This window comes from Desulfonatronum lacustre DSM 10312, assembly GCF_000519265.1.
GTDB classification, from domain to species: Bacteria; Desulfobacterota; Desulfovibrionia; order Desulfovibrionales; family Desulfonatronaceae; genus Desulfonatronum; species Desulfonatronum lacustre.
In genome coordinates, this window is record NZ_KI912608.1 from 1,137,118 (window position 1) to 1,157,159 (window position 20,042).

Below are 20,042 nucleotides of genomic sequence, written 5' to 3' on the forward strand. Positions count from 1 at the left end.
GGTCCTTTAATTCGACCCGACCGAATCCCGCGTCTTGGCCAGTTCAATGACGCGCTGAAACTCGGACAACGGCACGGCTCCGCGCAGCGGAATGCCGTTGACCAGAAACATGGGGGTACCGCTGAAGCCGAATTTCCGGGCCTCATCCATATCGGCCTGGATCAACTCGGCCAGTTCCGGGCGCTTGCGGTCCTCGGCGAACCGCTCCGAATCGATGCCCAATTCAGCGACGATCTCCTGAAGCACGGCCTCGGCCCCGCCCCGCAACCGACCCTGTTGTTCGAAAAGGCGATCGTGCAGCTTCCACGCCGCATCGTGGCTTTGCAGGGCCGCGGCCTCGAAAGCCAAGGCCAATTCCTGAGAAACCGGGTTCAGGGGCAGGTGCTTGAAAACCAGGCGCAGTTCCCCGGCTTGATCCAGGGCCATCAGGCGTTTGACGGTCTCCGTGGCCTGACTGCAATACGGGCACTGGAAATCCGAATATTCGACAATCGTCACCGCGGCATCCGCATTGCCCCGGATCGGACGCTGGTCGGAAACCTCCGGATTGCGCTCCATGGCCAGGTCAGCCTGCTCCTGCCGACGGTGATCCGCCTCCCGCTTGGCCATCACGGCCTGTTCCAGAATTTCCACCAGTTCGAGGGGATTGTCCCGCAGGACGTCCAACACCAGTTCAGGATGGGCTGTAAACAGCTCCCGAACCTCGGACGGCGCGATATTTCCGGCCATGTCTTGCGCATCGGCCGCCTGGGGGGCAAGACAGGAAAAAACAAACGCCAAGGCCGGAACGATAAACAAAAGCCGCAAGGTTTTGATCATGGGTCAATGTGCTCCAATCCGAAGATGTAAAGGCAGTTTTCGGTTCGTTTAGGATTATTGGACGAAGTCATGCAAGCCCATCGGGACGGACAAGACTTCTTTTAAAACAGTAAGCCTCGACCATCAAAAAGTGAATGGAACGTCACGGCCAACACTGTCAAGCTTAGGAACACGATGACAACGTGCGCCAGCATCAGTCCTTTCAGGCGCATGGGGTTCTGGCTTCTGATCAGCGGAATCAGGCTCAGCCAGGCCAGCAAGGATAAAACCAGAAACGCCAGTAGAGCCGCGAGGGCCGAAGATCCGGATACCGCCGCGAGGGCGGTCGCAAGCCAAGAGGACGGCCCCTGAAGCGCCAAATCGGCCCAGGGCACGCTGAGGGCGATGAACGTCGTCACGCCCCAAAGGGCTTGGACCACGCCGGAACTCAGGGCCCTGCCGGAGCAGGTCCGCGCGGCCCAGGCGTAGTAGTCTCGTCCATAGTCTTCCTTGTTGCGCCGGGCCACCAGGAACAGCAGTCCCGCCCCACCGGCCAGGGTCATGGCCAAGAACAGGCCTTGGGCCCAGATCAGCCAGGCCGTGGGATTCATGAGCAGCAGCGGCAGGGTAACGGGATCCATCTTTTGGGCCATGCCCTCGACGCGCCCGCTCTCCAGCCAGCCGGTAATGAACAGCATCAAGGCGACCATCCAGGTCAGGCAGGATATGCCGCCGAGCATGAAGTGCACGGCAGAGCCTTTCTTGTGTCGCCTCCAGGCTCGGGCGGTAATGATGGACGTCAGGACAGCCAGCATGCTCACGTGCCCGGGGATGTCGAAAAAGAGGTGGTAAAACCGTCGCAACGGTCCGGACACCGGCCAAATCTCGCTGATCCAGAGCCCCCACCTCGCTGAAACGAGCAACAGCCACACGCCCAGCACGAGCATCCCGAACTCGGACATCTGCTTGGCCAGCTTGTCCGCGAACACTCTGGACGATTTTCTGTATGTCACCGCCGTAAGCACGGCCACGAACACCGCCCCCACGGCGATCAGTCCGGGCAGGAGCAATGCCGCCAAGCCCAAGGCCGGAAGCAGAACGTCCGGCGTGATCAGGGCCGATATGTCTTCCATCCGCATGATATTTGGCTCCCGATAGTCTTATCGTTCGATGATTTCGCGAATAATATAGGACTTATCCTTGGATTTCTCGTAGTACAGCTTGGACATCATGTCCGCGAGGAGGCCGCTGACAAAGAGTTGCAATCCAGTGATCACGGAAAAGGCGGACAAGAGCGGCCAGACCGTGTTGGAGAGGTTCTGCCCCTTCAGGAACAAGATCAACGTATACAACGAGAAAAACATTCCGATACCCAACAGGACCATTCCGACTCCGCCCAGCAGATGCAAGGGCCGGACCGCATATTTGTTCCAGAACCACACGGAAACCATGTCCACGAAGCCTTTCATGGCCCGCTTCCAGTTGTACTTGGAAACCCCGGCCACCCGGGGCCGGTGGTTGACCTCCACCTCGCCCACGGTGAAGCCCTTGATCTTGAGCAGGGCCGGAATAAAGCGGTGCATCTCGCCGAACAGATTGATGTTTTCGAAACATTCCCGCCGATAGACCTTCAGGGCGCAACCGCTGTCGTGAATTCTGTCCTTGACCAGCACGTCCCGCAACATTTTGGCCCCGTTGGAAAAAAACCGTTTGGAAAAATTATCCTTGCGGTTCTTGCGCCATCCCGAAACCACATCGTAGTCATGCTCTTCCAAATAGGCGACCATCCGGGGGATGTCCCGGGGGTCGTTCTGCCGGTCGCCGTCCATGGTCACGATATACCGGTATCGAGCCTGCTTGATCCCGGCGTCGAAGGCGGCTGTTTGCCCGAAGTTGCGGCGAAAGCGAACAATTTTCGCCGGCGAACATTCCTTGGCCCGCTTCAGCGTCTCATCCTCGGACCCGTCGTCCACCAGGATGATTTCATACGTATACCCGTTGGCTTCGCAAACGTCCTTGATCTCCCGGTGCAGTTCCGCCACGTTGCCCTCTTCGTTGTACAAGGGCACCACAACCGATAATTCCGTCATGATGGCAACTCAACTTGTTTCATAGCTGTTCGATAATCAGATAAAATCAAATCGTACTCGTGTTCAGCCCAGCCCCATTCGATCCAACACCCGCTGAAATCGATCATGGAACCTCTCGGCCACGAAGGCTTCCCGACGCTCCCGTTGGGACTGGATCACACGTTGCCGGACCTGGTCGTCACGGATCAACACATGGGCCAAAGCGGCCAGCCGAGAAGTGCTCTCCACCCGATGAATCAGCGCTCCGGCGCCGCCCATGGTTTCCGGGACCGCGGAACTGGCTAAAGCCAGCACCGGGATATTGAACCACATGGCTTCGATCAGCGGCACGCCAAAGCCCTCGTGCTCGCTCATGGACCAAAACAGATGGGCCGTGCGGTAGCAGGACTGCAAGCTCGCATCCGGAATGCTTCCCAGAAACAGCACGTTGTTTCTGAGGCCGAACTTGTCCACCATCCAGGTCAGGCTGACATAATAAGGGTCCGCCGGGTCGTAGCCGCCCGCCAGGATCAGCCGGGCAAAAGGATCCAGAGTCCGGTACGCGGCAAAGGCCCTGATCAGTTGGTCCTGACGTTTGTTCGGCGCCAGTCGTCCCACAAACAGTATATTCGTCCGTCCGTCCTGAAACCGGGCCATCAGGGTCGGCCCGGGAGAGTTGTTCCACTGGCCGGGGTCCACGATCAAGGGCAGTACGCCCGGATCACGAAATCCGGCCTGGGCCAGTTCCTGGGCGTTGTAGGCGGAGTCTCCGACGCTGAGCGGAAACCGGTCCGCCAATGATCCCAGTTCGGCTCGACCGCCTTCCAGCAGACCGACCCGGGCATCGCTGTAGGGCGCATAAAAGTGCGCCGGGGTGACGTTGTGGTAGATCAAGCATTTCGGGCCGTTATGGTCAGCGGCAAAGGGCGTCAGATCCGAACCGATGGAATGGTGGTAGATCAGGCCGTCGCCGGGTTTGATGCAGCCATCCTGAAAAGGATGGGCCAAGTGCCGGGCCGCGGAGTCCAGGTGTTGGCCGGGCAGATAAATTTCCGAGGCGAATCCGCGTGCAATGAGCTGTTGACGGATGGCTCGGGCATAGTTGGAAATGGCGTCGCCTAGGCGAAATCCGGCCACGATCTGATGGACCGACCGGCCCGAGGAGCGCACTTCGAGACGGCTTGTTTTCGGCCCCGGCGCAGGGGCCGAGGTCGGAATCAGGCCCAATGCCTGTTCATAGCGATCCACCACCCGCTCCCAGGAAGCGTGTTCCCGGGCATAGGCTTGGCCCAGTCGTCCCAGAGAGCTCAGCTCGGCTTCGGACGCCTGCTCCACGGTCGCGAACAAATCAGCCCATTGGTCCAGGGTCTCCGCCAGCCAGCCGCCGCCACTGCGGCGGACCACCGTGGCCGTGGCCAGACAGCGTCCGTGGGCCGCCACCGGTCGCTCACTGAACCAGGCCTCCATGATCACCCGCGAATAGCTCTCGTTTTCGCTGGGATGAAACAAGGCGCGGCATTTGGCCAGGAGAACGGCTTTATCCTCTTCGCTCACCAAGCCCAGATCCACCACGCCGCGTTCCCGGTCGTCGTAGGGATGGTCCCCCGGACCGGCAAGAACCAGTCGCAACCTGGACTCCGGGTGGCGGGACCGATAGGCTTGGTGGGCTTGAACCAGAAAGTTCGTATTCTTATGCAGGTCCCTCCGGCCCAGGCAGAGCACGAAGGCCTCGCCCGCCTGATCCAGAATCCGATTCGTGTCCGACCCGACATGCGGAGCGACCAGTTCCACCCCCGCGCCCACCAGCACGCCCTTGGAGACGATCCCAGGGCCATAGAGCCGCTCGGCCAAGGCCTGTTCTCCGGCGGAGAGGTACAGAATGCCCTTGGCCTGCCGAAAAATACGTTCCACCTGGGACAGATACGCATAAGCCTCGTCGTGCAGGCAGGGCATCAGAAAGGCCCGCTCCGCCACCAACGGCAGTCCGTTCAAAATCGGCCCGTACAGATAGGGCAAAAAAACTACGGCGGCGTAGTTTTGACCATGGCCGCGCAGATGGTTCAACAGCCCTTGGGCGTTGACGCTGTCCGAGGCGAAAACCTCGGACGCATTGCCCGGCACCGGACTGACTCCGGGCTTCAGCATGTTCCGATCCAGGCGCAGCAAGTGACCGTTCAATGCGTTGAAATCCTGGAAGGAACTCCGGCGCAAGGCGAACCGCCGGACCACCATTCCATCCTCGCGGCTCATGCCTTCGGGGTAATGGTTCTCGGCCCAATGGTCCTGAAATGAACGACCGCAGGTGGTCAGCACCTCGACGCGATGGCCCCGAGCCGCCAGCCGACTGGCCATCTGCCAAGCCTGCTGCTCGGCCCCGCCCTTGAGGTCCTTGCCGAACCAGGGAATAACGATGGCGATGGTTCGTTCTATGGAAGTGGTATGCACGGTGAAATCGGATCGATGAGGTGATGAGGAGACGCGGTCCGGATCGGACCACGAAAGATCAGGCCGGGAACGCATGGTCGAGACGACGTGGCCGGGACTATCCGGCGGCGTCAGCCCCGTTCCCGCAATTCCCGCAACTCGCGTTCCAGGCGGTCCACCATGGCCTGCTGGGCCGCGGCCCGGACCTGCATGTCGCGCAGCACCTCGGCCAGCTTGTGCTGTCCGCGCCGGACCTGCTCGTTGAGCTGGCGATTGACGGCCATGGACTCCCGTAAGGCCTTGATCAGGGCCAGATTCACCCCGCGCTGCTCCCGGAACAGCACCTCGTAGAATCTCAGGATGAAGCGATGCAGAAATCCAAGGTACTTCAGGGGAAACCGGCTCATCCTGGCCGGCAGCACGGTTCTGGACGGGAAACACTGGGCCGCTTCGTTGACCAGGCCTTCCACGTGGTAGCTGCGCAAAGCGATGTCGTCCTGCAAGGCCTTGATCATCGGATCGCCCTGATCCGCGTCCATTTCCGCCAATACGGCGTCGATCTTGGCATTGAGTTCGTCGACGGAGATCCCCGCCACGGTGATATCGGTGGTTTCAGACATTACTTCACCTTCGCCTCGACCATCATCCGAGCCACGTCCGGCATGGCGAACTTGGCCCGCCACCCTAACTCTCGCGCGGCCTTGGTCGGGTCGGCGCGGCTGATCATGATGTCCGTGGGACGGATAAATTCGGGGTTGGTGCGCACATGACGGGTCCAGTCCAAGTCCAGGCGCTCGAAAACCATGCGCACGAAGTCTTCCAGGCTGAAGGTTTGGCCGGTGGCGATGACGTAGTCGTCCGGGGCGTCCTGCTGGAGCATCAGCCACATGGCCTCCACGTACTCCGGGGCCCAGCCCCAGTCCCGCTGGACGTCGATGTTGCCCAACGACAATTCCCCGCCGCCCTCTCGGGCGATCCGACAAGCCGCGGCCACGATTTTCTGGGTCACGAAGCGTTCCGGACGCAGGGGGGACTCGTGGTTGAAAAGGATTCCGGAGCAGGCATAGAGACCATACGCCTCGCGATAATTGGCCACTTCCCAGAACGCCGCGGACTTGGCCACGGCGTAAGGACTGCGTGGTCGGTACGGGGTCTCCTCGTTGGCGGGCACCCCCTGGGTGTTCCCGAAGCATTCACTGGAACCGGCGTTGTACAACCGCACCGGTCGTTCAAAGAACCGAATCGCCTCCAACAGATTGATCACCCCGACGCTGATGCTCTCGAAGGTTTCCATGGGCTGTTCAAAGGACAGTCCCACGGAACTCTGCCCGGCGAGATTGTAAATTTCGTCCGGCTCGGAGCGGATGATGGCCTGCAGCACGCTGCGAAAATCATTCACGGCCACGGAGAAGAGCGTGACCCGGTCCAGCACGTCCAGCCGCCGCAGATTCGCGAACGAGGACATCTGCACGTCCCGGGACGTACCGAAAACCTGGTAGCCTTTGTCCAGCAGCAGCTTGGTTAAATAGGCCCCATCCTGTCCGGAGATGCCCATGATCAGGGCTTTTTTTTGTGGGTTCGACATATCCTTGGATCTGTTCGGGGTTACTTTTCGGGAGGGATATTCATGAATCAGAGCAGATTTTTTCTCGATCCTCATCCGTTATCTGAATCGGCATCGAAATCGAAATCGCGATCGAAATCGAACCTCATGTCCAAAAAGATGACGTAATCCCGGGTGATGCACAACATTGTCCAATTCCGATTTCGATTTCGATTGCGATTTGGATTTTGATGAGAAAAAACCTGCCCTGGCTCATGAATGCGGTGGTCTTGCGTGAAGCTGTTCTTTATGGTCAAATTTTCAGCTTGTCCACCTGGAACCCCATGCACCACACCTCCCCTTCTTCATCCACCAAACCGGACGTCCTGCTGCTCACGGACCCCTTGCGCGACACGCCCTTGACCGGGATTGGCCGCTATGTCCTGGAGCTGGCTCGTGGGTTGCGATCCCACTCCGGGCTTGGTTCGGTGCGTTTTTTCGCCGGCCGCGGCTGGGTGGCTGATCCGTGTCGGCCCTTTGCGCCAAGTGTTGCCAAGGGTGCCGCAGCGGATGCGCGGACAGGTTCGGATCAAACCGGACGCCTGCGGTCACTGCGCAAGGCCCTGCCCTGGCGATGCTTGCAGGACCGAATCAGTTTCAGCTTGAAAAAGGTTTCTTTTTGGACAAAAACTCGCCGGGGTGCAACCCCGATCGTACATGGCCCCAACTATCTGCTCCTGCCCTACGACGGCCCGAGCGTGGTCACGATCCACGATCTCTCCTTCATTCATTACCCCGAATATCACCCCAAGGAACGCCTTGCCCTGCTGGACCGGGAGCTACCCAAAACCCTGCGCCGGGCGGACCATGTGCTCACGGACTCGGAGTTCGTTCGCCGGGAAATCATCGATATCCTGGGCGTGGCCGCGCACCGAATCAGCGTCACGCCCTTGGGAGTGGACCCCGTCTTCCAGCCCATGTCCGCGCAGCGTACCCAGCCTGTCCTGAAAAAGTTGAGCCTTGAACACGGACGCTACCTGCTTTGCGTGGCCACACGGGAACCGCGCAAGAACCTGGCCCGATTGCTCACGGCCTTTTCCGGACTTCCAGCCGGAATCAGGTCCACTTTTCCTCTTGTCCTGGCCGGATCCGGCGGATGGCTGACCGAAGACCTGGAACGGCTGATTCAGCCTTTGGAATCCTCCGGGCTGGTCCGTCGCCTGGGCTATGTTCCGGAACCCAGCCTGCCCGCCCTGGTCGCCGGAGCTTGCGGACTGGCCATGCCCTCGTTTTACGAAGGATTCGGCCTGCCCGTCCTGGAAGCCATGGCCTGCGGTGTGCCGGTGCTCACCGCCAACCGCGCAAGTCTGCCCGAAGTGGCCGGAGACGCGGCCCTACTGGTGGATCCCGAGGACGAGCAGGCCATCCGCGAGGGCCTGGAGCAATTGCTGACGGACGAACAGTTTCGCCTAACGGCCACGGAACGTGGATTGCGACAGGCCACGCGGTTCAGCTGGGCCGCATGCGTGGACCAAACCGTGCGGGTCTACCAGCAAGTCGCCGGTCATCAGGCTTCCCCCTCTTTCTCCCAACACCCCTCCCCGGCGTCTCCGGGAGATTTACGAGTGGCACCATGAAGCGCACCACAAAACGCCTTTTGGTCGACCTCAGCCTGACGGCCCAAACCGAGGCCGGTTCCGCGGTGTACGCCTGGGAAATCTGTCACCGCCTGATGCGTCAGGCCATGCCCATGCAGGTCATGCCCCTGACCAGCCCTTTCCGCGTCCAGGGCCGAACCGGCATCCGGCGCAAGCTCAACGGCCTGCTCCGTGATCTGCTCTGGCGGCCCCTTCTGGCCGGTCTTGAAGCCCGGCCCGACGACTGTTTTCTGTTCACCAACGCTTTTGTGCCCCGGAAATTTTGGCGTCGAAAATTCGGAGTGGTCATCCTGGACCTGGGCGCATGGCACGACCGGGCCTTGCTCTCCTGGCGCGGACGCCTGGGCACCCGCTCCCTGCCCGCGGTCCTGGCCGGCGCGACCCATATTTTCGCCATCTCGGAACACACGGCTCAGGATGTTGCCCGCGAATTCGCCATTCCCCTCCATCGGATCACCCTGGCCCCCTGCGGGCTCTCCGAAGCCTTCTCCGCTCCGGCGGCTCCCTTGGCGACAATCAACGGCATCCCTCTGCCCCCGCGCTACCTGCTCCACGTGGGCAGCCTGGAGCCCAAGAAGAACATCCCCTTTCTGCTCCAGGTCTTTGCCCAGCTTCGACAGCAGGACGACAACCCGGCCTCGCCGCCAACCGGCACACGGCCCCCTTGCAAACTCGTCCTCACGGGCGGCGAGTCCTGGCACGACGCATCTCTGCGCCAGGCCGTCGCCGACCACCCCTATGCCGAGGACATTCTCATCCTTGGCCGGGTGGCTCCGGAAGAACTGCCCGCGCTCTACCACCAGGCCGCGGCCCTGGTCTTCCCCTCCCTGCTGGAAGGTTTCGGCCTGCCGGTAATCGAAGCCCTGTCTCAAGGCACTCCGGCCCTGGTCCAGGCCAACAGTTCCCTGACCCAGTTCGGGGCCTACGGAGCCACGGTCCTGGACAGCTTCGAGCCCGAACTCTGGGTCCGTCGGCTCCAGGAAATACTTGCATCAGAAGCCGGAATACCCGAGAAACAGAGACAGGCCATTCAGGAAACATTCAACTGGGACCGCACAGCCGCTATTATTCATCGGGCCATGCTTGGAGCGACATGACCGCCACATCGCTTGATCTCGGCACCCACCGCCCCATGCGCGTCGGCCTGAACCTCCTTTATCTTCTGCCCGGCATCGTGGGCGGTACGGAGACGTACGCCGCGGGATTGCTGCGGGGTTTGGCCGAGGTCGAGGACGGGTTGGAGTATGTGGTTTTCCTGAACAGGGAGAGCGCGGACTGGCCTTTGCCCGATATTCCGGCCTTTCAGCGGGTGGTCTGCCCGATACGGGCTTCGAGCCGGGCTTGGCGGCTGCTGTACGAGCAATTCCGGCTCCCCGCCCTGGCCCGCCGTCACGGCGTGGACGTGCTGCACTCCCTGGGCTACGTGGCCCCGGTGCTGGGCCGCTGTCCCGGAGTGGTCACCATTCACGACATGAACACCAGGGGCCATGGCCGGAGTATGCCGCTGTTCAAGCGTTTGACCCTGGCCTTTCTGGTCCGTCTCGGCGCCCAGGCGGCCCGCCAGGTGATCACGGTTTCCGAATTTTCCCGCCAGGAAATCCACCGCCATCTCGGCCTGCCCCTGGAACGGATCCATGTGGTCCACGAAGCCCCGCTGTCGCCGACATCAGTGCATCAAGAAGCAACAGCGTCTCCTGTTGCCCATGCCTCCACCGATCAACAGCCTCGCCAGCCGGACGCGCCCTTCATCCTGGCCTTTGCCAGCCAGTCCCCGCACAAGAACATCCCCCGGCTGGTCGAAGCCTTTGCCCGGATCGCGCCTTCCGTGCCGCACCATCTCGTCCTGGCCGGGCACCTGCCCGGGGACGGGGCCGTGGACCGGGCCATCCACCGCTGGGAAATTGCCCACCGGGTCCGACTGACAGGCTATCTGCCACGGGCCGAGGTGATTCGGCTGCTGTCCGAGGCCGCGCTGTTCGCCTTTCCGTCCATGTATGAGGGGTTCGGCTTGCCCGTGTTGGAAGCTCAGGCCGCAGAGACGCCCGTGGCCTGCGCACATCGCGGAGCCCTGCCCGAAGTGGCCGGTGAGGGCGCGGTGTTTTTCGATCCGGAAAACGTCCTGGACATGGCCGCGACCCTGGCCCACGCCCTCACGGACGAGGATCTTCGCCACAACCTCGTGGCCCAGGGACGCCTCAACCTGGAGCGCTTTTCCTGGACCGAGGCGGCCCGCCAAACCCTGAACCTTTACGCCCGGGCCGCTTGGCGCGGTGGGAACAGGTACGTCGGATCTCCGGCCAAACCTTCGGCCGTCCTTGCACACGGCGCTCCAGCGACTTCCCTTGATCACTCAGCGGACGAACCGTCGGACGTCGCCGATGAAGAGTTCTCGCTCGGCGATCATGCACTCCCGCCTCCCCGCGCCGGGTCCAAACCAAAGCAGCCCTGATCCATGACCGCTCCCTCCGCCATGGCCCCCGGGAACGACGTTTCTCAACTGGAACGGGAACGCGCCCCTGAACACTTTCCTGAACACTTTCGGGTCAGCATCGTCACCGCGGTGCTCAACGGCGAAGCGCATCTGGCCGACGCCATCCAGAGTATTCGCAACCAAACCTATCCCCATATTGAACACATCATCGTGGACGGCGGCTCACGGGACGGGACAATCTCCATCATCCAGGCCAACGCGGACGGGATCGCCAAATGGATTTCCGAACCGGACCAGGGCATTTACGACGCCATGAACAAGGGCATCCGCATGGCCACCGGGACCATCGTCGGCACGCTCAACGCCGATGATTTCTACCCCCGACCGGACGTCATCGCCGACGTGGTCCAAGCCTTCGCGCGAACCAAGACTGACGCGGTGTTCGCCGATTTGCTGGTGGTGGACCGGGCCGACCCGCACAAGGTCGTCCGGTATTACGACTCTTCCGAGTTCCATCCCGGACGCTTTTGCCAGGGCTGGATGCCGCCCCACCCCACCTTTTTCACCCTGCGGGAACACTACCGGCGCTTCGGGCTCTACCGCACGGACTACCGCATCGCCGCGGACTACGAACTGCTGACCCGCTTCCTGGCCCGCCACGGCCTCGCCTATACCCGCATACCCAAGGTACTGGTGCACATGCGTTCAGGAGGGGTCAGCTCCAGGAACCTCAAGAGCAACTGGGTGCTGAACCGCGAAATCGTGCGAGCCTGCAAGGAAAACGACATCCACACGTCCATGCCGCGCCTGCTCTGCAAGTATCCGCGCAAACTGCTGGAGTATGTTCGCAGGCCAGGGCGCTAGGTCCGGGCGTCTCGGGTTGGGCGACTTGGCGGCCCAGCTTGTCAGGACAACGTCCGGATGATAGAAAAATACATCGTATCTACTCAGCACATTTTGTATCCGCCCTTGCTCCGACAATCGGAGTCGGGGTCGCTATCGGAATCGGAATCGGAACAGGAAAAATTTGAACGCTTCCCAGCGTTTTCGATCCCGATAGCGAAGCGCCGATCCCGACTCCGACCCCGACAACGGCATTACTCTATGCTGAAAAGTTACAATACTTCGCCATTCATAAATCGATGGAGGAAAGATATGGCCACTGTAACGCATCAGAAAACCGAACGAATCGATGTCCGTGCCAGCTATGCGGTCAAACAGTTACTCCAGGAAGCCGCTCGGGCCTCCCATAAAAATGTCAGCGAATTCTTGCTGGACGCTGGAGTGACCGTCGCCAACCAAGCTTTGGCGGATCGTCGCCGCTTCGTCCTTGATGATACGCAATGGGCCGCTTTTCAACAGGCCTTGGACCGGCCCGTCCAAGCCAAGCCCCGCCTTGCCAAACTGCTGGCGGAACCCGGGGTGCTGGATTGAACGAATACGACCCGGTTCGAAAACTTCTGCCCGAAGACAAGATTGACGGGTTTGATTGCGGCGAACCGGCATTGAACCACTTCCTGAAGCGCTATGCCCTCGTAAACCAAAAGGCGGACAGCGCTCAAACGTACGTCGTTTGCTGCTCGGGAGCCGTTGTCGGATTTTACAGCCTTGCCGTCGGCAGCGTGCATCATGAACTCACTCCAGCCAGAGTCGCCAAGGGCTTGGCTCGCCACCCCATCCCGGTGATGATTCTGGCTCGCTTGGCCGTGGACAGGGGACACCAACGCAAGGGGCTGGGCCGGGCTCTCCTTCGGGACGCCTTGTTACGTACCTTCCAGGCATCGGATATCGCGGGGATCCGATGTCTGCTTGTCCACGCCAAGGATGACAAAGCCAAGCATTGGTATACATCCTGGGATTTCGAACCAAGCCCCACCGCTCCCAACCATCTGTTTCTGATGCTCAAGGACGTAAAAGCGCTGCTTTCGTGAGCCGTCACGAAGAGTCGTGCCGCCTCGTTTTTTCCTGCCGCGTCATTTCGTTCCCAGCCCCTTGAAAAGCAGTGCCGCATGGCTCCCCTCACGGCAAGGACGAAAAGCCCTTGTATTGAGGGGAGTCATGCGGCACTCCGGAAAACGGCTTGGTCGATCGGCGAGAGATGTCGGCTACAGAAGCTTCTTGGCCGCATCCAAGGCCAGTTCGTAATTCGGCTCCTGCCCTACTTCCTTGACCAACTCCATATACCGAACGATTTTCTGACGATCCACGACGAACACGGCCCGGGCCAGGAGGCGCAGCTCCTTGATTAACACGCCGTACTCGGTGCCGAAGGAGGCGTCTTTGTGATCGGAGAGGGTCAGGACGTTGTTCACCCCGGCGGCGGCGCACCAGCGTTTTTGAGCAAAGGGCAGATCCATGCTGATGACCAGGATCTGGACGTCGTCTCCCAATTTGGCCGCTTCCTGATTGAAACGACGAGCCTCGAGGTCGCAGACCGGGGTGTCCAGGGACGGAACCGATGTGATGATCGCCACCTTGTCCTTGAGGGACGAAAAACTGAACGGCTTCAGGTCGTTGTCCACGACCTGAAAATCCGGCGCGGCGTCACCTTCCTGAACCGTGTTGCCCGTCAGCGTTATGGGCTGGCCTTTCAACGTGATCAATCCAAAACGTTCCTTCATGATCGGCTCCTTGTTATAGTTATGTTTTCCAAAAGCACGTCCATCGGGGTGGACTCGGCGAAACGGGTGTTCGTCGACGGCGATTCCCGGGCAGGGCAGATTTGTTCTTGATACTCACCCGCTATCTGAATCGGTATCGAAATCGTGATCGAAATCGTGATCGAAATCGTGATCGAAATCGAACTCATGTCCACGAAGATACCGTAATCACGGGATGATGCCGGCATTTTCCAATTCCGATTCTGATTTCGATCGCGATTTGGATTTTGATGAGAACATATTTGCCCTGTATTCCCGGGTCATCATCTCTTGGCATTCTGGTTTCGTAAGAGTATCCTTCACGATTCGGAGTTGCAAGGACCTCCCGCAATTCTTATGAACATCTTCAAGACGGCAATCAATCACCCAATCTCATGCCCGCTTCCACCACCCGACTCCTCATCGACATGTACGACGCCATGCTGGCCCGACTCGGGCCAAGCGGGTGGTGGCCGGCCAAGAGTCCGTTTGAAGTGGCCGTGGGCGCGATTTTGACCCAGAACACCAACTGGTCCAACGTGGAAAAAGCCATTGCCAACCTACGCCTCCACGACCTGCTCAAGCCGGAACAGCTCCGCTCAGCCCGGCCGGAGGTCGTGGAGGAATGCGTTCGGCCATCGGGATTCTTTCGGCAAAAAGCCAAAAAACTACGAAATTTTCTGGACTTTCTGGATCGGGAGCAGGCCTTGGATCTAAAGAGTCTTGCCCTCCTGGACACCGTCGAACTCCGCGTACGGTTGCTGGCCGTCAATGGCATCGGTCCGGAGACAGCGGACAGCATTCTGCTCTACGCATTGGACCGCCCGGTGTTCGTGGTGGACGCCTACACGGCCAGGATCTGCAATCGACATGGGCTTGTTCCCGAAGACGTGGATTACGACGCTTTGCAAGATTTGTTCCTGTCCCACCTCCCTGAACGGGTTGAACACTACAACGAATACCACGCCTTACTGGTTCGAGTCGGCAAGCAATGGTGTCGAAAACGAGAGCCGCGCTGCGATGGGTGTCCCCTCCGACCGTTTCTCCCGCACTCACACCTCTCATAAGCCCTGGCTCTCCATCTACCGTGCACTCCACGCATCCCATGAAAGCGTCGCCCTTTGCCCTTCCTCGACTCCGTTGGACCATGATTTGGTTTTGGACGGTCATGATCGGACTTCTTCTGAGCGGTCCGAACCCGGCCGCGGCCACGACCACGGGAACCATTCAACGCACCCTGGAAGAGCGTGAGCGCGATGTTCGGGCCCACGAAGAAATTCTGAAAGGCCTGTCGGAGCAGGAACGCGCCTTGTTCGCCGACCTGCAGGAAGTGGAAGCCCGGTTGCGGGCCACCGCGGACGAGATTACGGACCTGGAAACGCATTTGGACCGACTGCGTCAGGAAGAACGCGTCCGGCTGAAGGACTATCAGGAACTGGACCTGGCCCGGGCCCAAACCAGCGAGGAATTGGGGCGTCTGCTGGCCCTGCTCTGGCCGGTGCATTTGCAGGGCGTGGAACACAATCTCCAATCTTTAACCTCCTGGGACGAGGCTGACCGGCAATACCATTGGCTGTCCCGGATCTACGACTTGGTTCAGGACCGGATCGATCAACTCCGCCGACAAGGGCGGGAATTGGCCCAAGGACAGGCCCGCCTGGAGCGGGCGCGAGAAGAAATCACCGCGCAGATGCTCCGGATCGATGCCGGCAAGGACCGGCTTCTCAAGCAAAAGCTGGATTTCCTGCGCCGCGTCCAGGAAGTGCGTGCGCAACAAGTCTCCGCTGAGGAGCAGATTAAGGAAATCCTGCAAAGCATCGCCGAGCTGAACTACCGACTCCAAACCCTGACCTCCAGGAACTTTACGGATTTGCGCGGTCACATGCCTTGGCCGACCCAGGGCCGGATCGTGGAGCGGTTTCGGCCTCAGACTGATCCTCCGCACCGCGGTTTGAGTTTCGCGATGTCCGAGAACGCACCGGTACGCGCCATCTCCTGGGGCAAGGTGGTCCATAGCGATGTGCTCCGAGGATATGGCCACGTGGTCATTCTCTACCACGGTGAAGATTACTACAGCCTGTACGCCTTTCTGAACAACCCTCTGGTCGCCGTGGGCCAGGAAGTGGAAAAGGATGAACAGATCGGCGTAGCGGGGCTTTACCCCAAAGTGGATGGTCCGGGGCTCTACTTTGAATTGCGTTTTCAGCAAAATCCCGTTAATCCTGATATCTGGCTTGTCGCCGATTAACGGCGGCAGTGGCGAAACCCGTCGTCACCAAGCCGCACCGGAGCTTATATCCCCCTGCACGGCGCTTTCGGGCGCCGTCCACCATACCAGCACACGCTTTCAAAATGCATTCGGAGGTCATTATGCGGGTTGTCCACTGGGTCGGCACCGTTACACTTCTTTTCTTGCTGGCCGTCACCTTCGGCCAGAGCATGGCCACGGACGAGGAACGCTACTCGCCGCTCAAGCGCTTCAGCCAGGTTTTGGACTTGGTGGAGCGCTATTACGTTCAGGACGTGGATCGCAACGAGATGATCCAGGGCGCCATCCGGGGCATGCTTCAGGAACTGGATCCCCATTCCAGCTTCATGACCCAGGACGCCTTCCGGGAAATGCAGATCGACACCTCCGGCGAGTTCACGGGGATCGGCATTGAGATCAGCCTCGTGGAAGGCAGGCTGACTGTCGTGTCCCCCATCGAGGACACCCCGGCTTTCCGTGAGGGGCTCAAATCCGGAGATCACATCCTGGAGATCGACGGCCAGTCCACCCAGGACATCACGATCATGGACGCCGTGAAGCTGATTCGAGGCCCCCGGGGCACCACCGTGGATATGACCATCCTGTCCAAGGGCGAGACCGTTCCCCGCACCGTGACCATCACCCGGGACGTCATCCCGATGCACACGGTCAAGCTGTTCGAATTGGAACCCGGCGTGGTCCTGATGCGACTGACCAGCTTCAAGGAAACCACCATGGACGACCTGCGGGAAGCCCTGGACCGATTCGACCTTGATCAGCGCGTCGGCCTGATCCTTGATCTGCGCAACAACCCCGGCGGATTGCTGAACCAGGCCGTGGCCGTGGCCGACGCCTTTTTGCACGAGGGCAAAATCGTCTACACCAAGGGGCGGTCGGCTCAGGCGGAAATGAATTTCGACGCATCCCGAAACGTGCTGGACAAGGAAACCCCCATGGTGGTGCTGATCAACGCCGGCTCCGCCTCTGCCTCGGAAATCGTCGCCGGGGCCCTGCAGGACCACGGACGGGCGCTGATCCTGGGTGAGCAGACCTTCGGCAAGGGGTCCGTGCAGACGATCATCCCCCTGGCCGACGGCTCCGGGATCAAGCTGACCACGGCGGTCTACTATACGCCCAACGGCCGCTCCATCCAGGCCAAGGGCATCGACCCGGACATTTCCGTTCCCTTCGTCGCCTTGAATGACGACCAGCGAGAAGGACGCATGCCTTTGGTTCGCGAAGGCGACCTGATCCGACACCTGGAAACCGGCCCGATTCCTCCGGACCAACGCGATCAACCCAGGCCTCAAGCTCTGGAAATGCTCGAACGGGACAATCAGCTGCGCCTGGCCTTGGAAATGGTCAAAGCCATGCCCAGGCTCAAGGCGCTCCGTTAACCACGCAAACCGACATGGGTCGGCGATGACCGGTAAAACAGCGAAAAAAAGCGGCAAGCCCTCCCGCTCTTCCACTTCCACGAAAAGTGGTGGTAAGAGCGGGGGCAAGCCCAAGAAAACCACCGCCAAAACCAGCCGCAAACGATCATCCCGCAGGGGTTTTTCCAAGCTCTGGGTGATGCTCATGGCCGCGGCCACCGGGTTGACCGCCATCACCCTTGTCTGGGCCTTGAGCCTCTCCCCCGTGGATACCTTGTCCACGGACGTCGCGACTATCGACAAGCCTGTCTCCGCTCCACCCCCAACCTCCGCTGCACCGTCCGCTTCCCGCTCCACCCCCCGGTCCGCGCCTGCGCAGCCGGACAGGGTCGCCAGTTTGACGACTCCTGCCCCCACAAACCACATCCGCGCCCGAATCGCGCCCGATGCCGCCCCCCCGGCTCCCTCACGGCGCCAAGGCTTGGTTTACGAAATATTCGATACGGAACTGCTGGAACAGCAGGTCAAGGAAGTCGACCTGGCCCTGGTCCAGACCATCATGGAGTTGAACCTGGACCCTCGTTCGGTGCGTCATCTGGATATTCAGATGAAAACCCGCAACGGGCAGAAATATCATACCCAATCCTTGGCCATCGGATTGGACCGGGACGCCCGAAGCTTTGAGCAGACCTTGCGCCGGAATCTGGAACTCTGGGTCCAAAGCGCGGAACTGCGTCAGATCAACAAAAAATCCGGCAAGCAAGAGTGGCGAATAACCCTGCTCAACCTGCCCACACACACCCTGTTCCTGGAGGAACACGGTCGCAAACCATCCCCGCCTCCCCCGCCGGCCTCGCCGGGAATCGGGCCGCGGCTGGTGGTGGTGATCGACGACCTTGGCGAGAACGTACACCAAGCCCAGGAACTGGCCGCCCTCTCCTTCCCGGTGACCTTCGCCGTTTTGCCCAATATTTCCAAAAGTCGGGAAGTGGCCCGGATCGGGGCCGCGGCGGGTCGCGACGTGCTCCTGCACCAGCCCATGGAACCCCTGGACTACCCCCACCGGGCCGACCCCGGCCCCGGGGCCCTGTTCGTGGGCATGGAGGACGAACAAATCCTGAGAATCCTGCGGGACAATTTGGCCCAGGTTCCTCAGGCCATCGGCATCAACAACCACATGGGCTCCCGGTTCACCGCCGACGAGTCGGGCATGTCCACGGTGCTCCAGGAATTGAAGCGCCGCGACCTCTTTTTTCTGGACAGCCTGACCACCGGAAGCTCCGTCGCGGACAAACAGGCCCGCAAAGTCGGCCTGGAGCACCTGCGCAGACATATTTTCCTGGACAACATTCCCAATGTCCAGGCAATTCTGTTTCAACTACGCAAAGCCGAGCAACTGGCCCATAACCAGGGCCAGGTGATAGCCATCGGCCACCCCTACCCGGAAACCCTGGAAGCCTTGAAGCTCTGGGAGCGGGAACGTGATCAGCGGATCAACGTCGTCTCCCTCGGCTCCCTGCTCTCACGCCGATCATTGGCCGAGCGTTGAAAGCGCGACTCGCCATGCTCAACCTGTTCGCCATCCCAAAGGGCCCCATGCCCGAGGAACGCGTCGATCTGCTGGCGCGTGGGGACGGGTTGCGCATCGAACGAATCATCTCGCTGGGCCATGTTTCGCCTCCCGATTTCTGGTATGACCAAGAATTGGACGAATGGGTCGTCCTCTTGCAGGGCGAGGCGGAAATCCGCTTCGCGGACGGGCGGACCAAGGCCCTCAAAGCCGGAGACTGTCTCTTTCTCCCAGCCGGCCTGGGACATCGAGTGGACCGCACCACCGACGACCCGCCTTGCATCTGGCTTGCCGTGCATGGCCGGATGACCGACGGACCATGGTCCCGCGCCACATTGAACGATTAGGCTTCCCCCGCATCGAAGACCAAAGGAGATCCGATCATGCGCCGAATACGTTTTTCCCTGGCTCTTATCCTGTTCGCGCTCCTGGCCGTCGGTTGTTCCTACTCCAGCGTCGGCCACTTGCAGCGCCAGCCCTGGGTATTGAACGCGGAACAACAATTGGAGATGCGTTTCTGGCGGTTTTCCTATGTCGCGGAATCCTTCGGCGGACAGTACAGAGTCAAGGGGCGGGCGACGCCCAAGACGGAAAGCCTCCCCGCCGACCTGGGTTGGATCGAGGACTTGTGGCTGGCCGCTTATCTCAGTGATGATCAGGGACGGGTGTTGGCTCAGGATTTGCGGGTTTATTCCAGCCTCCTACTGGACCCCGACCAAGGCGTGTCCTTCACTTTTACCCTGCGTCCGGACCGACTGAACCGCACGGCCTCCCTCCAGATCACCTTCGGCTACAACATGACCCTCACCCCGGATGAACACTACATGGCCCAGGAAACCCCGGAAAAGAAACACGCTGGGGAGCGCGGCGCGGTGTTCTTCGCCCATGAGGGGGCATTGACCAGGTTTTAAGCCGCAGGCTGGTGGCAAAGTCGGCGATTATTCCGTCCAGTCGTCCACGTGCCAATTCCGCCACTTCGTCGCGACTTCTGGACATTGTCACGGATTCTTTTTAAGTACGTCACACGCATGGTTGAACTCGTTTTCAACGAACGACCACGCCACGTCTCCTTGCTTCAGGTCGCCGCATGGCGCCAAGAGGGAACCCGGTGCGATTCCGGGACGGTCCCGCCGCTGTAAGTCCCATTCAACCTGACTGGCTTCGCATGGCCACTGGAACCGTGTTCCGGGAAGGCCCGCCAAAGTCGGGGGGACAAGTCAGAAGACCTGCCTGAAGCGCATTTGTCGCGGGACACGCGGATGTCCAGGCGGCCGTTCCCCGGGGCT

Annotated in this window: 19 protein-coding genes and 1 riboswitch; of the genes, 12 read left to right on the forward strand and 7 right to left on the reverse strand. The window is 60.5% G+C overall.

The features are described from left to right. Window positions 1–6: 6 nt before the first annotated feature. The 6 genes from DESLA_RS18910 to DESLA_RS0105435 all read right to left on the reverse strand — a co-directional run bounded on the left by DESLA_RS18910 (window position 7) and on the right by DESLA_RS0105435 (window position 6,876). Window positions 7–819, reverse strand: a complete 813-nt coding sequence (locus DESLA_RS18910; RefSeq protein ID WP_051434415.1) for a DsbA family protein — start codon at window positions 817–819, stop codon at window positions 7–9. 101 nt (window positions 820–920) lie between these two features. Further along, window positions 921–1,937, reverse strand: coding sequence for a hypothetical protein (locus DESLA_RS0105415; protein WP_028571670.1), 1,017 nt, complete (start codon window positions 1,935–1,937; stop codon window positions 921–923). Window positions 1,938–1,958: 21 nt separating this feature from the next. Next, window positions 1,959–2,888, reverse strand: coding sequence for a glycosyltransferase (locus tag DESLA_RS0105420; RefSeq protein ID WP_028571671.1), 930 nt, complete (start codon window positions 2,886–2,888; stop codon window positions 1,959–1,961). 63 nt (window positions 2,889–2,951) lie between these two features. Then, entirely contained in the window at window positions 2,952–5,312 is a 2,361-nt protein-coding gene (locus tag DESLA_RS0105425; protein WP_028571672.1) for a glycosyltransferase family 4 protein, read from the reverse strand. A gap of 110 nt (window positions 5,313–5,422) precedes the next feature. Continuing rightward, the gene (locus DESLA_RS0105430) at window positions 5,423–5,911 is read right to left on the reverse strand and encodes a hypothetical protein (RefSeq protein WP_028571673.1); all 489 of its coding nucleotides are present in this window, start codon (window positions 5,909–5,911) and stop codon (window positions 5,423–5,425) included. Then, window positions 5,911–6,876 carry a GDP-mannose 4,6-dehydratase gene (locus tag DESLA_RS0105435; RefSeq protein ID WP_028571674.1) on the reverse strand — a complete coding sequence of 322 codons (966 nt, stop codon included), beginning with the start codon at window positions 6,874–6,876 and terminating at the stop codon, window positions 5,911–5,913. Before DESLA_RS0105435 ends, DESLA_RS0105430 begins: the two co-directional genes overlap by 1 nt. Before the next feature lie 209 nt (window positions 6,877–7,085). Between DESLA_RS0105435 and DESLA_RS18915 the strand changes: the two genes are divergently transcribed. The 6 genes from DESLA_RS18915 to DESLA_RS0105470 all read left to right on the forward strand — a co-directional run bounded on the left by DESLA_RS18915 (window position 7,086) and on the right by DESLA_RS0105470 (window position 12,854). Beyond that, window positions 7,086–8,471 carry a glycosyltransferase family 4 protein gene (locus DESLA_RS18915; RefSeq protein ID WP_051434416.1) on the forward strand — a complete coding sequence of 462 codons (1,386 nt, stop codon included), beginning with the start codon at window positions 7,086–7,088 and terminating at the stop codon, window positions 8,469–8,471. Further along, window positions 8,468–9,589 carry a glycosyltransferase family 4 protein gene (locus DESLA_RS21535; RefSeq protein WP_028571675.1) on the forward strand — a complete coding sequence of 374 codons (1,122 nt, stop codon included), beginning with the start codon at window positions 8,468–8,470 and terminating at the stop codon, window positions 9,587–9,589. The genes DESLA_RS18915 and DESLA_RS21535 overlap by 4 nt, the downstream gene beginning before the upstream one ends. Beyond that, window positions 9,586–10,941 carry a glycosyltransferase family 4 protein gene (locus DESLA_RS21540; RefSeq protein ID WP_051434417.1) on the forward strand — a complete coding sequence of 452 codons (1,356 nt, stop codon included), beginning with the start codon at window positions 9,586–9,588 and terminating at the stop codon, window positions 10,939–10,941. Before DESLA_RS21535 ends, DESLA_RS21540 begins: the two co-directional genes overlap by 4 nt. A gap of 3 nt (window positions 10,942–10,944) precedes the next feature. Then, window positions 10,945–11,787, forward strand: coding sequence for a glycosyltransferase family 2 protein (locus DESLA_RS0105460; RefSeq protein ID WP_245590007.1), 843 nt, complete (start codon window positions 10,945–10,947; stop codon window positions 11,785–11,787). Between the two features lie 291 nt (window positions 11,788–12,078). Then, entirely contained in the window at window positions 12,079–12,357 is a 279-nt protein-coding gene (locus DESLA_RS0105465; protein ID WP_028571677.1) for a type II toxin-antitoxin system TacA family antitoxin, read from the forward strand. Further along, a complete protein-coding gene (locus DESLA_RS0105470) occupies window positions 12,354–12,854 on the forward strand; it encodes a GNAT family N-acetyltransferase (RefSeq protein ID WP_028571678.1) in 501 nt (166 codons plus the stop codon). The genes DESLA_RS0105465 and DESLA_RS0105470 overlap by 4 nt, the downstream gene beginning before the upstream one ends. A gap of 174 nt (window positions 12,855–13,028) precedes the next feature. Here DESLA_RS0105470 and tpx read toward each other — a convergent pair whose 3' ends face one another. Continuing rightward, the gene (tpx, locus tag DESLA_RS0105475; protein WP_028571679.1) at window positions 13,029–13,544 is read right to left on the reverse strand and encodes a thiol peroxidase; all 516 of its coding nucleotides are present in this window, start codon (window positions 13,542–13,544) and stop codon (window positions 13,029–13,031) included. A 413-nt stretch (window positions 13,545–13,957) separates the two neighbouring features. Between tpx and DESLA_RS0105485 the strand changes: the two genes are divergently transcribed. The 6 genes from DESLA_RS0105485 (at window position 13,958) to DESLA_RS21545 (ending at window position 19,667) form a co-directional block, all read left to right on the forward strand. Beyond that, window positions 13,958–14,629 (forward strand): endonuclease III domain-containing protein, encoded by a 672-nt coding sequence (locus DESLA_RS0105485; protein WP_028571681.1) that lies wholly within the window; start codon window positions 13,958–13,960, stop codon window positions 14,627–14,629. Between the two features lie 101 nt (window positions 14,630–14,730). Further along, window positions 14,731–15,810 carry a murein hydrolase activator EnvC family protein gene (locus tag DESLA_RS18930; protein ID WP_156932873.1) on the forward strand — a complete coding sequence of 360 codons (1,080 nt, stop codon included), beginning with the start codon at window positions 14,731–14,733 and terminating at the stop codon, window positions 15,808–15,810. Window positions 15,811–15,932: 122 nt separating this feature from the next. After that, window positions 15,933–17,207: a S41 family peptidase gene (locus DESLA_RS0105495; RefSeq protein WP_028571682.1), complete on the forward strand. Its 1,275-nt coding sequence runs from the start codon at window positions 15,933–15,935 to the stop codon at window positions 17,205–17,207. Window positions 17,208–17,232: 25 nt separating this feature from the next. After that, a complete protein-coding gene (locus DESLA_RS18935; RefSeq protein ID WP_051434418.1) occupies window positions 17,233–18,735 on the forward strand; it encodes a divergent polysaccharide deacetylase family protein in 1,503 nt (500 codons plus the stop codon). Beyond that, complete coding sequence (locus tag DESLA_RS0105505) at window positions 18,732–19,103, forward strand: cupin domain-containing protein (protein WP_211239029.1); 372 nt, start codon at window positions 18,732–18,734, stop codon at window positions 19,101–19,103. The genes DESLA_RS18935 and DESLA_RS0105505 overlap by 4 nt, the downstream gene beginning before the upstream one ends. A gap of 36 nt (window positions 19,104–19,139) precedes the next feature. Next, window positions 19,140–19,667 carry a hypothetical protein gene (locus DESLA_RS21545; RefSeq protein WP_051434419.1) on the forward strand — a complete coding sequence of 176 codons (528 nt, stop codon included), beginning with the start codon at window positions 19,140–19,142 and terminating at the stop codon, window positions 19,665–19,667. Window positions 19,668–19,816: 149 nt separating this feature from the next. Further along, a riboswitch (cobalamin riboswitch) is annotated at window positions 19,817–20,004 on the forward strand. Window positions 20,005–20,042: the final 38 nt, after the last annotated feature.

Coding starts and splice junctions, on each gene's coding strand:
- tpx (WP_028571679.1), bottom strand. CDS start 13,544: ATGAAGGAACGTTTTGGATTGATCACGTTGAAAGGCCAGCCCATAACG.
- DESLA_RS0105420 (WP_028571671.1), bottom strand. CDS start 2,888: ATGACGGAATTATCGGTTGTGGTGCCCTTGTACAACGAAGAGGGCAAC.
- DESLA_RS18930 (WP_156932873.1), top strand. CDS start 14,731: ATGATCGGACTTCTTCTGAGCGGTCCGAACCCGGCCGCGGCCACGACC.
- DESLA_RS18915 (WP_051434416.1), top strand. CDS start 7,086: ATGAGAAAAAACCTGCCCTGGCTCATGAATGCGGTGGTCTTGCGTGAA.
- DESLA_RS18935 (WP_051434418.1), top strand. CDS start 17,233: ATGACCGGTAAAACAGCGAAAAAAAGCGGCAAGCCCTCCCGCTCTTCC.
- DESLA_RS0105495 (WP_028571682.1), top strand. CDS start 15,933: ATGCGGGTTGTCCACTGGGTCGGCACCGTTACACTTCTTTTCTTGCTG.
- DESLA_RS21540 (WP_051434417.1), top strand. CDS start 9,586: ATGACCGCCACATCGCTTGATCTCGGCACCCACCGCCCCATGCGCGTC.
- DESLA_RS21545 (WP_051434419.1), top strand. CDS start 19,140: ATGCGCCGAATACGTTTTTCCCTGGCTCTTATCCTGTTCGCGCTCCTG.
- DESLA_RS21535 (WP_028571675.1), top strand. CDS start 8,468: ATGAAGCGCACCACAAAACGCCTTTTGGTCGACCTCAGCCTGACGGCC.
- DESLA_RS0105485 (WP_028571681.1), top strand. CDS start 13,958: ATGCCCGCTTCCACCACCCGACTCCTCATCGACATGTACGACGCCATG.
- DESLA_RS0105415 (WP_028571670.1), bottom strand. CDS start 1,937: ATGCGGATGGAAGACATATCGGCCCTGATCACGCCGGACGTTCTGCTT.
- DESLA_RS0105465 (WP_028571677.1), top strand. CDS start 12,079: ATGGCCACTGTAACGCATCAGAAAACCGAACGAATCGATGTCCGTGCC.
- DESLA_RS0105430 (WP_028571673.1), bottom strand. CDS start 5,911: ATGTCTGAAACCACCGATATCACCGTGGCGGGGATCTCCGTCGACGAA.
- DESLA_RS18910 (WP_051434415.1), bottom strand. CDS start 819: ATGATCAAAACCTTGCGGCTTTTGTTTATCGTTCCGGCCTTGGCGTTT.
- DESLA_RS0105435 (WP_028571674.1), bottom strand. CDS start 6,876: ATGTCGAACCCACAAAAAAAAGCCCTGATCATGGGCATCTCCGGACAG.
- DESLA_RS0105460 (WP_245590007.1), top strand. CDS start 10,945: ATGACCGCTCCCTCCGCCATGGCCCCCGGGAACGACGTTTCTCAACTG.